Source organism: Legionella qingyii, assembly GCF_003990155.1.
Classification (GTDB): Bacteria; Pseudomonadota; Gammaproteobacteria; order Legionellales; family Legionellaceae; genus Legionella; species Legionella qingyii.
The window spans coordinates 92,961-108,160 of record NZ_RZGX01000010.1 but is presented as its reverse complement, the minus strand read 5'-3'; the positions used below and the strand labels follow the sequence as shown (position 1 = coordinate 108,160).

The window sequence follows — 15,200 nt, the reverse complement described above, 5'->3', positions numbered from 1 at the left end:
GAAAAAGGAATTCAAAATCAATGAAATTAATTACTTTAAATTTATGGGGAGGCCGCATACGAGGCCCTTTATTAGACTTTATCAATAAACATCGTGATATTGATATTTTTTGTTTTCAGGAGGTATATTACAACGCTCATCGTACTGTAACCGAAGAAGATAGAGAACTTAGTCTAAATATTTTTTCTGATCTGCAGCAGCTCCTTCCTAATCATTTTTCCATTTTTAAACCTGCTGTCGAAAACATTTATGGAATTGCAATGTTATTGAAAAATAACATCGATATATTAGGAGAAGGAGATATAAATATTCATCAAAAACAACATTATCCAGGAATAGGATTAAATCACCCTAGAAATTTGCAATGGGTCGAATGTGAAGTAGATAAAAAAACTTACTCCATACTTAATGTTCATGGACTCTGGAATGGTCAAGGTAAAAATGACACTCCGGAGCGAATCAATCAATCACAACGTATTCGACATTTTATGGATACCATTAATACACCTAAAATATTATGTGGTGACTTTAACTTAAGACCTGACACGAAAAGCATGCATATCCTAGAGCAAAGGATGAATAATTTAATAAAAAATAATAATGTTAGCTCAACAAGAACAAGTTATTACAAAAAGGAAGAAAAATTTGCAGATTATATTCTGACTTCACCGGATATTATTGTTAATGAATTCACTGTTATGGAAGATGAAGTCTCAGATCACGCTCCATTATATCTTGATTTTATTTAGCCAAAAATTTAAAGCCAATAAGCACCCAATTGCCCACTATATATTTTTATATATTGAATTCATTTCCCTTGTTTTTATTTCGACATTAGACAATTTTTTATCTAGTACATTTATATCGGGAATATAGAATTGATAGTGTCCAGCAACATTATTAACGGTTATATCCAGACCTTTTTCAAGAGTTTTATCCCTTAGTTCCGTCTTAAATTCTCGGTCTTGTTTAGTAGTAATTAGTAGTTGATTACGTACCAGAGAAATCTCAGGAATGTCTTTACAGGTAATATGTAAATTATCTAGATAACTAACTAGTTTCATAATTACCTTTTCAGTCTGATAATCAGACGTTGTCAAACCCGTAATTTGAATACCCATATAATTAGTCATTGGTTTTCTATCAAAAAAGGCCTGTCTCTGAGCCGTTTTTTCACTTTCATTTTCTTCATTAGAAAGCTCTCTTCGATGTCCATTAAGTAAATATAAGTTGTGGCTTAACACAACTGAAAGCATCGTAGATACTTGAAATGGAAATAAACTAGAACATTGGTAATTATTTATAATTTGACTTAGGTAAGTAACAAAGTTATCTTGGTCTATAAGAAATGAGTTGGAAATATACCGCAAAGCATCCTTTTCCTCCGGGTATTTTTCTAAGTGAGTGTAAAGAGCTTCTAATGGTTCTGCAAGGGCAGGTGCAAAATCACTTGATACTAAAAACATACTTAAACCACCACGTTCTTCAGCTCCCTTTTCGAAAGCAGTAAGTAAATTCAACATGAGTTGCAATGTATCCCCCTGAATTTTGCTACTTTTAAGAACACTCAATCCCATTCTTTCTTCAACATTTCTTTTATAGTTTATGTAAACATCCTCAATTGCTAGTATTTGATTAATATCTTTAGCCGAAAATGGCCTGATCTGCTGCAATGATAATTGTGGACTCTTAAAATCATAGAGATACCCATATGTATCAATGCATTCATTCAATTCCTTAACCGTATACACAGCACCACTTTCAGATTTAAACTCGATGGGATTTTCGTTTAACATTTGATAATTACTCCCTTAAGTCGTCATGAACATTTATCACACCAAAGTAATGATCAAAAACGAATCTAGATAATCAAATATTAGCATAAAAGTTAAATTAATTTACTTTTATTTTAGAAAGCTTATCTAACAATTAGTGCACCTTAGCCAGCAAGCATTAATTCGAGGTCACGCCCTAGCTAAAGGATTTGCATTTGAAGACTCATGTTATAATTTGAATAAGCAAAGGTTATAAGGCAGGTGTTAGCCAGATCGTTCCTGGACAAAGGTTGGTTTGTTAATATTACTTCAACAACTAGCTCTACTCTATAATTCATCTTTAAAAAACTCGGTTTTTCAACCTCATTATAAAAATCGAAATCTATTTTGTATATGTAAACTAAATAGCTTTACCAAAATAAGTGCATCCATTCACCCAAGCGACAGCCTTTTATAAAGATTCATTACAACATAAATAGTTCTGTACCATTGCAATTACTTTCCGATTGGCTTCAGGGAAATGTTCGTGATTTAACTCATGCGGATAAACCCACTTCATGGCCAATTGCCCTTCCAGGCATGAAGGAGCACCAGCAAATTGGCTTACAAGAAAAATAATTAATTTTACTTCTTTATCAGAATATTGATGATTAATTTCACTCAATAATTTGTATTGTAAAACATCTAATCCAACCTCTTCCTTGATTTCTCGAATCAGTGCGGATCCTGAAGGCTCATCAGCCTCCAACTTACCGCCAGGAAACTCCCAACATCCTCCATGAGGAACATTAAAAGGACGTTGGGTAATCAAGATACGCTGCTGTTCATCAACAATAACCGCTACAGCAACTTCAATGCTCAAGCCAAGCTTCCATGACATGTTTTATATTTTTTACCCGAACCACATGGACAAGGATCGTTTCGACCGATTTTCTTCTCATGTCTTCTGTATGTTTGAGTCGTCTCTTCTTCATTTTCATCAACATAATTACCGTGTTGTAAGCTCATCTTACTCACTTGCTCAGCACGTCGTTGCTCTTCAACTGCGTTAACATCTTCTTCAGTTTGAATTTCAACTGAAGAAATCAAACGAATTACATCATACTTTAAATTATCAAGCATGGTAGTAAACAAGGCGAAGGCTTCTTTTTTATACTCTTGCTTTGGATCTTTTTGTGCATAGCCGCGCAAATGAATTCCTTGACGTAATTGATCCATTACAGCTAAGTGTTCACGCCATTGATTATCTAAAGTTTGCAAAATCACTGATTTTTCAAACTGAGACATCGTGGCTCTGCCAGCCTGTTTTACTTTTTCATCATATTTCTTAGCTGAAATGTCAAGAATTTTATCTTTTATTTGTTCTGGTTGAATATGATGATCTGCTTCAATCCATTCAAGCACAGGAGCCTTAAGTTTGAACTCATCAGTCAACACTTCACTTAAAGATTTTGGATCCCATTGATCTTCCAGACTTTGTGGAGGAATATAAGTATCAACAAGATTTGATATGACTTCCTCTCTCATAATATTGACCACTTCTTCAGTATCTGTCATAGCCATGATTGAGGCTCGTTGCGTATAGATAACCTGTCTTTGATCATTAGCCACATTGTCGTAATCCAACAACTGCTTTCTCACATCAAAATGATGCCCCTCAAGTTTCCGTTGAGCATTCTCAATTGCTTTGGTTACTAAACTATGTTCAATCGGTTCCCCTGGCTTCATTCCCAAACGACGCATCATCGACGCAACACGCTCTGAAGCAAATATTCGCATTAAATTATCTTCAAGAGATAAGTAGAAGCGACTGCTCCCCACATCACCCTGACGGCCTGAGCGTCCCCGCAACTGATTATCGATTCGACGCGACTCATGTCGTTCTGAACCTATAATTCTTAATCCACCTGCCGCAATTACTTCATCATGACGTTTCTGCCATAACTGTTTTACAGCGTCGATTTCTTCAGCGCTTGCAGTTTCAGGCAGTTGCGCTAAATCAGCAGACATGCTTCCACCAAGAACAATATCCGTTCCTCGTCCAGCCATATTTGTAGCAATAGTTACTGCACCTGGGCGACCTGCTTCAGCAATAATTTGCGCCTCTTTTTCATGGAATTTGGCATTAAGTACTTGATGTTTAATATTTTCTTTTTTAAGAAGTTGACTTAAAAACTCAGATGCTTCAATCGAAACAGTACCCACAAGGACAGGTTGTTTGCGAGCAATACACTCACGGATGTCCGCTATAACGGCCTCGAATTTATCTTTCTGTGTTAAATAAACCAGATCCGACTCGTCTTTTCGCACCATAGGTTTATTGGTTGGAATTACAACTACATCAAGATTATAGATTTGCTGTAATTCGTAAGCTTCTGTGTCAGCGGTTCCAGTCATGCCCGACAATTTATTATACATACGGAAAAAATTCTGGAATGTAATTGAAGCAAGAGTCTGGTTTTCATTTTGAATCGAAACACCTTCTTTAGCTTCAACGGCCTGATGTAAGCCTTCAGACCATCGCCGACCAGGCATTGTTCGACCAGTATGTTCGTCAACAATAATAACCTGTCCATCCTTCACGATATAATCGACATCGCGATGAAACATAGCATGGGCCTTTAATGCTGCATTTACGTGATGCATTAACATAATGTTGCTAGCATGATATAAGCTCTCACCCTGATCCAGAAGTTTTGCTTTAACCAGTAACTCTTCTATATGTTGATGGCCTATATCAGTAAGATGTGCCTGCTTTTGCTTCTCATCGACAGTATAATCCCCTTCACCACCCTCTTCCTCTTGTTTCTTCAAATGGGGAATCAATGTATTGATTTTGATGTAAAGTTCAGAACTATCTTCAGCCGCACCCGAAATAATGAGAGGTGTACGTGCCTCATCAATAAGAATGGAGTCTACTTCGTCCACTATAGCAAAATTCAACTCTCGTTGTACCTTGTCTTCAAGACTAAATGCCATATTATCGCGTAAATAATCAAAGCCGTACTCATTGTTCGTTCCATAAACAATATCGCACCGATACGCTTCTTGTTTTGCTGAATGGGACATATCGGGATAAATCACACCCACAGTTAACCCCAAAAATTCAAATATAGGCTTCATCCATTGACTGTCACGTTTAGCAAGATAATCATTCACAGTAACAACATGTACACCATGGCCAGTAATTGCATTTAAATATGCAGGCAAAGTTGCTACCAATGTTTTACCTTCCCCCGTGCGCATTTCAGCAATATTACCTTCATGCAACACCATTCCACCAATTAATTGCACATCAAAATGACGCAAACCCAAAGTCCGTATAGATGCCTCTCTTACTGTAGCAAAAGCCTCAGCCAACATTTCAGCAAGGCTTTCACCTTCCGCAAAACGTGCTTTAAAATGTTGGGTTTTTGCAGCCAACTCAGCATCAGTCAATGCTTTCATTTGGGGTTCAAATGCATTGATTGCCATTACTGCCTTTTCCATACGCCGCAATGTACGCTCATTTCGGCTTCCAAACATTTTCTTAATCAACGTATTCAGCATGGCCTAAATAATCCTCTGGAGATTTCAAATAACAAATTTGTTAATGTACTAAAATTTGGGGAAAAATACCATGAATACCTTATAATTTAAGAGAATCTTCATGATATAACTTAGTGATGAGAAAAGTTTCTGGCGAAACAGACAACCACGATATGATTTTCCACAATTCCTTTTCATATTATACAATATTTCGAATAGGAAATAATGCATATCTCTCAATATATCATGATAATGCAAGCGAGCTTCACTTTATGAAGTCTCTGCATGCATCTCGATCTCCTGTAAATACTCACCTAATTCTCGAAACAAAGAAAGATTTTTAGTCTGCAAAATAAGCATCAGTTTTCTTTTCCATTGACTGGCACCAGGTAATCCAAAAGCTAAATTAAATACAGGCTTAATCAGTAAACTTAGGGAAACTCCCTTAGTGTATTCTCCATACAAATAATCCAAATAACGATTAAATACCTCGCTGCGCGTGCTTGTTTGAGTTTCAGGATAAAGTGCTTGATGTATTTTTGCTATTTGAAAGGGGTTATCACATGCTAAACGACCAAGCATTACTCCTTCAACATATTGCAGATGGTCATTGATCTCTTCTATATTCGATATATTACCATTGACCACTACCGGAACGTCGGGTATTTCCTTCTTAAGTCGATAAACATATTCATAATTAATCGGCGGTATTGTTCGATTTTGTTTGGGGTTTAAACCATTTAGCCAAGCCTTGCGAGCATGCACAATAACTTTTTGCACTCCGGCCTCAAGCAATTGATGTACAAAATCACTAAAAAACTCATAACTGTCTTGATGATCTATGCCTATTCTTGTTTTTGCGGTAACAGGTATAGTGGCCTCTTGTAGCATGGCCTGGATACAAGCGACAACTTGTTTTGGCTCTCTCATTAAGCACGCACCAAAATGCCCTGCCTGAACTTTATCACTGGGACAACCCAGATTAAGATTAACCTCGTCATATCCCTCTTGCTCTGCATATTGAGCACATTGTGCTAACGCCTTAGGGTCTGAACCTCCAAGTTGAAGTGCTATTGGATGTTCTCTTTCACTAAATTGCAAAGCGCGTACTGGATTATTTTGTATCGCCCCAGTAGTTTGCATTTCTGTATACAGAAGTGCATGTGGCGCCAAAATACGCATAAAAACCCGAAAATGACTGTAAGTCCAATCAATCATTGGGGCAATAGATAAAGGTGATAGCAAAATGTTAGACACTATTATTATTCAATTAAAAAAAGAGACAATTATAACCTGATCCAAAAAAGTTTGTACAAAAATATAACTGAATCAGTATACTGGGTACACGTAGGCTATATGTTCACAATTATTCTTGATTTACAGCATTCATTGCTTGAATAAGTAATTGTAGCCGTGTTCGACCTTGATAAAAATTGATATCCAACTTATAAGCTGCGTGTACAAATTTAACTCTATGATTTGGCCAGGATTTTAAGTCTACATTAAAAGCAATCGCATCTACTTGTTGGTCACCTTGTGTTGTCGCCAAAGTCATTTTTAAATGATTTTTCCCAACCAATCGTTGATCTAAAACTTCAAAGACATTATCAAAAACAGGCTCAGCAAATTGCTGCCCCCATGGACCTGCCTGCTGGATTAACTGAGCAACCTCAAGACTAAACTCTTCTGGCTGTAGTGGACCATCTGTAAGTAACTCTCCTGCACATTGCGACAAATCAATGTGCTTACCCACTTCAGAAATTAAGGCTTCTCGAAATGCTTTAAGGGAACGCGGGTGGATACTCAGACCAGCTGCCATAGCATGGCCACCAAACTTATTAATAAGTCCAGGGTGGTCCTTATCTATTGCCGCCAATACATCCCGAATATTTAAATCAGGAACTGAACGAGCTGATCCTTTCAACTCATCGTCACTTACTTCTGCAAAAGCAATAACAGGACGATGATAACGTTCTTTCACTCGTCCGGCTAAAATGCCAATGACTCCTTGATGCCAGGTCTTATCAAAAAGACACAAAGCTATAGGTAAATGAGTACTGTTGTACTCAGCACTTAGAGCAAGTTTTTCCAACGCAAGCATTGCTTGTTCTTTCATTTCCGTTTCAATTTGCTTTCGTTCTTCATTTAATTCATCTAATTGCTGGCAATAATTTCTAGCTTGTTGCGGATCTGTGGTAATTAAACATTCGATACCCAAAGCCATATCGTCCAATCGCCCGGCCGCATTGAGTCTCGGAGCAATGGCAAACCCCAAATCAGACTCTCTAAGTCGCGAAAATTCACGTCCAGAGACTTCAATTAAAGCTTTAATCCCTGCTCGACAGAGACCTTGACGTATTCTTGATAGACCTTGATTCACCATAATACGATTATTTTGATCCAGCCCTACAACATCAGCCACTGTCCCTAAAGCAACTAAGTCCAAAAAGCTCGCCATATTGGGCTCGGTAATATTCATCTCACGAAACCAATTGGTATTCACCAAATGTCTGCGCAGAGCCAGCATGACATAAAAGATAACTCCAACTCCAGCAATCGATTTACTAGGAAATTTACAATCTCGCTGGTTCGGATTCACGATAGCATAAGCTTTTGGAAGAGTTTCCGCAGGCAAATGATGATCTGTGATTAAAACATCGATACCTAATTGATTCGCCCTTTCTACACCCTCAATACTAGCAATTCCATTATCTACAGTAATAATCAACGCGGGATTCCATTTGCTGGCCACTTCAACTATTTGCGGTGTCAAACCATAACCAAACTCGAAACGGTTAGGAACTAAATACTCTACAAACTGAGCACCCATTGAGCGTAGCGCAGTAATAGCAAGTGCCGTTGAGGTCGCTCCATCGGCATCAAAATCACCGATTATTAAAATCCTATGCTGTTCACGTAACGCTTTTTCCAAGCGTAAGCATGCCTTATCTATTCCCATTAAGCTATCAAAAGGCAATAAAGCCTGGAGTTGTTTATCCAGCTGAGAAAGCTCAGTAATTCCCCTGTTTGCGAATATTCGTTTCAATACGTCTGGAATATTAGGTAAATCAAATGGGTCTGATACTTTGGGGCGTTGTTTAATAAGCATGTATTAGTTTTCTCCATAAACGAACATACCAACGATTAGCACTTATAGAGTAAGCCTCATTGTTCCAATACCAATGAATTGGCATTTCATTCAATTCTTTTTGATGTTGCTCACTGAGCACAGAAAACTCGGTGAGCAATAAAATTTGATAATCCTTAAGTGTTATTGATGGGCTATATAAAGAAACTTGTGTGCTACATATTTTTGCTAATGAATCAAAATGGCCATCAACACAAATTTTGATCGGCATTTTATTCTTAAGTTTTGCACTACTCCATGTCCATAATCCATTAGCCAAGGATTGATTGGGTTTGGATGCAAAAAGCATTTGGCTTTCAGTGATAAACCTTTGCCAATACATCGTATTATCCAATTGTGCTAATTCGGGCATTAATGATTGATGTAATAAATGATGCGGAGGTTTTGCATGTAATGAATATTTTTTATTATTGAGCAACCAGGTTTGTGCATTATGGTAATGAAGAACGACATCTTCCTCTGCCAGATATTCTGAGAATAAATCAAACCATGATTTTGCCTCGTGTTCTTCGAGTTGCAGCTCACCACCCAATGCAACAATCATGGCGTCATTATGCGTAGCTTCCCAATAAACCGGAGTCAATACAACCCATTCACCTTCCAAATTATGATATTGTCTTAATAAGTCAGCGTATGGTGGATCTATAGGATCATAGCCAAGACACAGCAAAAAATTGAGTAATGCATTCCCTTCCGAATTGAGTGGCTTGGCACGCTCAGGAATCGAACTACATTCTGAGTTAATTACAACATACATATTTGTTCGGCCTTAATCAGTCCATCTCTGCGAAACAACGCTTTTAAATTTCTTAATGCCTGGCGCATACGATCTTTATTTTCTATTAGACCGAAACGAACATGACCATCACCCCCTTGACCAAAACCTATTCCGGGAGATACAGCTACATGTGCTTCTTTTAATAAATATTTACTGAATTCAAGTGAACCCATATGTTGATAATGAGCGGGAATAGGCGCCCAAACGAACATAGTTGCCTTAGGGCGAGTAACTTCCCAGCCAATTTCATTTAAGCCATCGCAAAGAATATTACGTCGTTTTTCGTACAGTTCTCTAATTTCATGTACACACTCATCAGGACCATCTAATGCGGCAATAGCTGCGACTTGGATTGGCGTAAACGTACCATAATCTAAATAAGATTTAATCCGAGTAAGTGCTGCAACTAACTCTTCATTTCCGCAAGCAAACCCAACGCGCCAACCTGGCATATTATATGATTTAGACATTGAATAAGTTTCAATTGCTATATCTGTAGCACCTGGAACTTGAAGAATTGAAGGCGCTTTATACCCATCAAATACAATATCAGCATAAGCTAAATCATGAATCACCCAAATTTTATGTTTTTTTGCTAAATCGATAACTTGCTCAAAAAATGAATAATCCACACAATGTGTACTTGGATTTGCCGGAAAATTAATTACCAATGCTTTAGGCTTAGGCAAGCTACGATTAATCGTATCTTCTATTGAAGCTAAAAATTGAGTTTCGTTAATAAGTGGAATCTGTTTTACGTTAGCACCAGCAATGATAAATCCATAAGTATGAATGGGGTACGCTGGATCAGGAACTAAAATCGTATCCCCGGGTCCACTTATCGCTAATGCCAGATGTGCTAGTCCCTCTTTGGAACCAATGGTAGCTAATATTTGTGTTTCGCTATTTAACTGTACATCATAGTTGCGTTGATACCAGGAAGCCATAGAACGTCTTAGCCTTGGAATTCCTTTGGACATGGAATAACGATGAGTATCTGGCCTTTGAACCGCTTCGATTAACTTATTTACAATATGTGGGGGAGTTGGCTGATCAGGATTTCCCATACCAAAATCAATAATATCCTCTCCACGCGCTCGCGCCTCTGTTTTTAATTGAGCTAATGTATTAAAAACATAAGGTGGCAAACGATTTATACGTGGAAATTGACTCATAATATTGACCTCTGTAGTATACTTACAGCCATATATAATTCATTGAACCACTCTAAACCATGAACATCAATTTAGAATCCGCAGAACTACATGCAGTGCAAGCTTATAGTGATAATAAAATTCAGATTAATTCCATTATTTATGAAAGCAGTTTAATTGTTTCTAAAACAAAAATCATTAGTGATCTGCCAATTAAAGACATTCAAGGAATTGATGAACACTATATGAATTTATTAACGCAATTTAAACCGGAAATCATCATCATTGGCCATGAACATACCGGAAAACTCCTGCCTCTGTCAATTATGAAACAGTTTGCAGAGCAACGAATAGGTATAGAATGCATGTCCATAGGTGCAGCGTGTCGTACCTATAATGTTTTATTAAGTGAGCATCGTGCTGTTGTTGCTGGGTTTATTTTTAAATAAGGATAGCCTGGTGCACCGAAGCGATACCAGGCGACAATAGATTACAATTAGATTTGTCTTCTCGCTTCGAGCACATTAGGAATTTGCTCTAGCTTTGTTAGTAGTCGAGATAGACTACTTAGTCCATCAACATCTACAGTTAAAGTAATATAAGCCATGTTTTCTTGCTTATTGCTTTGTGTTTGTAATGAATAAACATGTGCTTTTTCATTAGCAAGAAGCGAAGTGACGTCTTTCAAAAGCTCGGAGCGATCAAACGCTTTGATCAAAATATCAACCACATAGTTTTCACGGGTAGCACTTCCCCAACTTACTTGCAAGAAACGTTGTTTTTGTCGTTCACTGGCATGAATAATATTAGGACAATCTTGTCTATGTACTGATACACCTCGGCCTATAGTGATATAACCAATTACTGGATCACCTGGTACAGGTTGACAGCAACGCGCCATAAAAGTTAATAAATTCCCAACGCCTTCGATACGAAGATCACTCCCAGTAATTTCTGGTTTGGCATGTTGTTTAACAAATCGTTCAAGATTGAGCTCTGAAGTAATGGGTGGAGCAAGCTTGCTAACAATTTGACCTATCTTAATATCGCCACGTCCCAAATTGGCATAAAGATCATCAAGTTTTTTGAAATGGAGTGCTGTTGCAACTTCATTAAGTTTATCAGATTTTATTCCTAAAGATTTTAATTCTTTATCAAGCAGCTCACGCCCATCTTGAATGTTTCTATCATAATCTTGCATTTTAAACCAATGCAAAACTTTTGCTTTTGCGCGCGAGGTTTTGAGATAATTTAAGTGGGGGTTGATCCAATCGCGAGAAGGTTTTCTTTCTTTTCCAGTCAAAACCTCTACCTTATCGCCTGTTTTCAGTTGATAAGTCAATGGCACAATGTGTCCATTAACACGTGCACCTCGACAGCGGTGTCCCAAATCACTATGGACGTGATAGGCAAAATCTAAAGATGTTACACCTTGAGGTAAATCAAGAACATCTCCGTCTGGAGTAAAAACATAAACTCTATCTTCAAGAAACTCTGTAGTAGTACTTTCGGGAACACCTTTATTGCTTGCCATTTCCCGATGCCACGCTAATACATCACGTAGCCATTCAATTTTACGCTCGTGGCTTTGTTTTTGTTTGAAGCCACCTTCTTTATACTTCCAATGCGCTGCAACCCCCATTTCGGCCAAATCGTGCATCAGAAATGTTCTGATTTGCACCTCAAAAACCCTCCCTTCGGTGCTTTTAACAGCAGTATGCAACGATTGATAGCCATTAGGCTTAGGATTAATAATATAATCATCAAATTCAGCCGGAATTTGCTTCCATAGCGTATGGACCATACCTAAGACTTCATAACATTGAGCCTGGGTATCGACAAGAACTCGCACTGCAGTTGCATCATAAATTTCATCTAGTGATACATTCTTGCGTGTCATTTTTTTATAGATACTATGGATATGTTTTGAACGTCCATAAACGGCAAAATGTTCTATACCATTTGCTTTAATCTGCTCATTCAACTGAGCCACAATAGCATCAACAAAACTATCTCGTTCCAACCGTTTTGCTTTAAGGCCTTTGGCAATCGCTTTATACTCCTCAGGATGTAAATAACGAAAAGCCATATCCTCCATTTCCCATTTAATTGCCCCAATTCCCAGTCTGTTGGCCAAAGGAGCATAAATCTCCATCGCTTCAGTAGCTAATTGCTTGCGTAATTCTTCAGATAAATGCCCTGCAGTTCTTAAAACGCATAGACGTTCTGCAAGTTTAATTAACACAACGCGAACATCATCTACCATGGCTAATAACATTTTACGAATGTTATCAATTTGTTGTTTATTTTGTGGGTATTTGTTTAATCCTTGAAAGCTGTGCATTGCGCTCATGCGCTCTATGCCCTTGACCAATTTAGCAATATTAGGACCTAATTGCTCGACAACATCATCAATGGACAGATCAGCATAGTGTACGTTTTCAAAAATAATTGCTGCTGCAAGTGTTTCTTGATCAACCTCAAGATCTGCAAGTAAATCGGCCATAGACAATCCTTGTTGCAAACAAGATTGTCCTGTTTCTGTAGCATGTTCTTGTCCTGCAAGTTGACTTAAAGTACATGCGCTACGAATGAGTTCAAGATTATCCAAATAACCCTTTGCACCTAACTGATGAAGCCACAAATCAACATCGATGCTTCCATCTTCGCACAAGGGGACAGTATCTTTTACTCTAACCATCAGTTATATCCTTTTTAAACAATGCGATTGATTCAACATGAGCAGTATGGGGAAACATATCCATTACCCCTGCTTTTATCAGCGTATAGCCTTTTTGATTAACTAATATATCTGTATCACGAGCTAATGTTACGGGATTACATGATACATATACAATACGCTCTGGATTAATTGAATCAATTTGTTTCACAATTTCAAGTGCACCAGATCGAGGTGGGTCAATCAACACTTTATTGCAAGGTTGCTGAACCAGCTTTTTTACTTCATTTACATCATCCAAATTTGCAGCATAAAAGTCTACATTCTGAATATGGTTAAGTTTTGCATTCATATAGGCTCTCTCAACCATATTTTTACTGCCTTCAACACCTAGAACTTTGGTACAAAACTTAGCCATTGGAAGTGAAAAATTACCCAGCCCACAAAATAAGTCTAGCACTATATCTGTACTTTTTAAGTCCATAAGCTGCATTGCTTGTGACACCATAGAGCGATTTAATGCCGAATTTACTTGGGTAAAGTCTGTTGGATGAAATGAGAAAGTAATTTGATAATCTGGCAATGTATATGTGAGGTATTCACTTGATTTAGACGGATAAAAACAATAGACACTGTCTGGGCCACCTGGCTGGAGAAAAATTGTATATTGGTATTCTTCCGCAAATTTTTTTATATTCAACTCATCGTCAAAACTTAAATCAGTTAAGTTTCTGAAAATAAGAGCAATCTCCTCGTCTCCTGCAGCCACTTCAATTTGTGCAATGCAATGTTTGTCTTGCATTGAGTCAATCAATTGTCTTAATGGAATAATATCGGCATCGAGTTTTGCATTTAAAACAGGACATTGAGTGATCTCAGCAATATAACGAGGATTACTACGCTCCCTGAATCCAACCATTGAAGCTTGTTTTTTCTCTACATAACGAACGCTTAGCCGAGCTTTATTCCGGTAATTCCAGTACCCTGAAACTAAAGGTTCCAGCACAATTTGTGGTTTAGTATGGCCATATCGTGACAATAAATCGAGCAATTGTTCTTGTTTAAAATGAATTTGCTCTTCTGCACTCATATGCTGTAATGAACAACCACCACACATCGAATAATGAGGACATTTTGGCTCAACACGTAAAGAAGATGGCTCATGAACCTTAAGCAAGACACCCTCATCAAAATCTTTTTTTATCCTGGTATATTGAAACTCGACAAGTTCGCCCGGCAATGCACCTTGAATAAAAGTCGCTTTACCATCAATACGCGCAATACCTTTTCCTTCATGGCTTAAATTATCAATTTGAGCAGTTTGAGGGGTAGGATTAAGTTTGGACTTTGCTCTTCTCATGAAATGTTCTCAACAAATAAATCTATAAATCAACCTGAATTATCAGTTGCAATCGTTAGGAAAAGATTGCATTTTTCAAGATGTTAGAGAGTACCACAGGCAATTTATATTTGTCATGGTAATTTGTTATGACAAAACCCACGATGTACAAATTAACCTCACCATTATAGCGCTGCATAAAATAAAATAACATGTTTATGTTCTGCTTTACTGTATTTTAGTAAAGGATAACAATCTCTTTTCATTGGTTAATTTTGAGACAACCAAAAATGCGCTTATTTATCAAGTAATTCACAGTACTATTCACAATGTTATCCACAGATTTTGTGGATAAACTTTACTTTAATTATATCAATGAAAAAAAATGACGTGGCTCTGGATAAGGGTTATATTAATTTTTAATGAAAAAAAACAAGAAAATATAAAATTTCTCCAGAAAAGTTATCCACAGGATAGGGAGATGATGGGATTTACAAATTGGTCGTATATAATAGCAGAGAAAAAATTTAAAAACAGTCTTGACAGAGTATTTTTTAAAAAATTAAGATCAAATCCAATTCAAATCTGTCCTATCTCTTAATACTTCTTGCGTACTCGTTTTAACCAACTTTTTAATTCAGGCCAAAAAGCGATGATGCCTATCATAAGCGTAAATAAAATAACTGCAATTACCATTTGAACGATAGGAAACCTCAGTTCATCATGTGCAACAAACCAGCTCGCGATTGCTCCTGAAACAACTAAAAGAAACCTTAAAAACAACTGAATCATAAATAA

12 protein-coding genes are annotated in these 15,200 nt (G+C 37.3%); 2 read left to right on the top strand and 10 right to left on the bottom strand.

Features of this window, described 5'->3' with window-relative positions; genetic code table 11:
* Nucleotides 1–20: 20 nt before the first annotated feature.
* Nucleotides 21–749 carry an endonuclease/exonuclease/phosphatase family protein gene (locus ELY20_RS08965; RefSeq protein ID WP_110143793.1) on the top strand — a complete coding sequence of 243 codons (729 nt, stop codon included), beginning with the start codon at nt 21–23 and terminating at the stop codon, nt 747–749.
* 36 nt (nt 750–785) lie between these two features.
* Here the strand turns inward: ELY20_RS08965 and ELY20_RS08960 are convergent, their stop codons facing one another.
* From ELY20_RS08960 to alaC, 7 genes are all read right to left on the bottom strand, one after another.
* A complete protein-coding gene (locus ELY20_RS08960) occupies nt 786–1,796 on the bottom strand; it encodes a hypothetical protein (RefSeq protein WP_110143794.1) in 1,011 nt (336 codons plus the stop codon).
* 430 nt (nt 1,797–2,226) lie between these two features.
* Entirely contained in the window at nt 2,227–2,637 is a 411-nt protein-coding gene (gene mutT / locus ELY20_RS08955) for an 8-oxo-dGTP diphosphatase MutT (RefSeq protein WP_110143795.1), read from the bottom strand.
* Nucleotides 2,634–5,324: a preprotein translocase subunit SecA gene (secA, locus tag ELY20_RS08950; RefSeq protein ID WP_126955685.1), complete on the bottom strand. Its 2,691-nt coding sequence runs from the start codon at nt 5,322–5,324 to the stop codon at nt 2,634–2,636. The genes mutT and secA overlap by 4 nt, the downstream gene beginning before the upstream one ends.
* 249 nt (nt 5,325–5,573) lie before the next feature.
* Nucleotides 5,574–6,560, bottom strand: coding sequence for a tRNA dihydrouridine(20/20a) synthase DusA (gene dusA / locus ELY20_RS08945; RefSeq protein ID WP_110143752.1), 987 nt, complete (start codon nt 6,558–6,560; stop codon nt 5,574–5,576).
* Between the two features lie 109 nt (nt 6,561–6,669).
* Nucleotides 6,670–8,412, bottom strand: a complete 1,743-nt coding sequence (recJ, locus tag ELY20_RS08940) for a single-stranded-DNA-specific exonuclease RecJ (protein WP_110143753.1) — start codon at nt 8,410–8,412, stop codon at nt 6,670–6,672.
* Entirely contained in the window at nt 8,402–9,208 is an 807-nt protein-coding gene (locus ELY20_RS08935; RefSeq protein WP_110143754.1) for a hypothetical protein, read from the bottom strand. Before ELY20_RS08935 ends, recJ begins: the two co-directional genes overlap by 11 nt.
* Nucleotides 9,196–10,404, bottom strand: a complete 1,209-nt coding sequence (alaC, locus tag ELY20_RS08930) for an alanine transaminase (RefSeq protein WP_110143755.1) — start codon at nt 10,402–10,404, stop codon at nt 9,196–9,198. Before alaC ends, ELY20_RS08935 begins: the two co-directional genes overlap by 13 nt.
* Nucleotides 10,405–10,463: 59 nt before the next feature.
* On the opposite strand from alaC, the gene ELY20_RS08925 reads away from it, so the two are divergent.
* On the top strand, nt 10,464–10,832 hold the full coding sequence (locus ELY20_RS08925; protein WP_110143756.1) for an Mth938-like domain-containing protein: 369 nt from the start codon (nt 10,464–10,466) through the stop codon (nt 10,830–10,832).
* 47 nt (nt 10,833–10,879) lie between these two features.
* Here ELY20_RS08925 and relA read toward each other — a convergent pair whose 3' ends face one another.
* The 3 genes from relA to ELY20_RS08910 all read right to left on the bottom strand — a co-directional run bounded on the left by relA (nt 10,880) and on the right by ELY20_RS08910 (nt 15,194).
* The gene (gene relA / locus ELY20_RS08920; protein ID WP_110143757.1) at nt 10,880–13,084 is read right to left on the bottom strand and encodes a GTP diphosphokinase; all 2,205 of its coding nucleotides are present in this window, start codon (nt 13,082–13,084) and stop codon (nt 10,880–10,882) included.
* On the bottom strand, nt 13,077–14,423 hold the full coding sequence (rlmD, locus tag ELY20_RS08915) for a 23S rRNA (uracil(1939)-C(5))-methyltransferase RlmD (protein ID WP_110143758.1): 1,347 nt from the start codon (nt 14,421–14,423) through the stop codon (nt 13,077–13,079). The genes relA and rlmD overlap by 8 nt, the downstream gene beginning before the upstream one ends.
* 576 nt (nt 14,424–14,999) lie before the next feature.
* A complete protein-coding gene (locus ELY20_RS08910) occupies nt 15,000–15,194 on the bottom strand; it encodes a hypothetical protein (protein WP_110143760.1) in 195 nt (64 codons plus the stop codon).
* Nucleotides 15,195–15,200 lie beyond the last annotated feature (6 nt).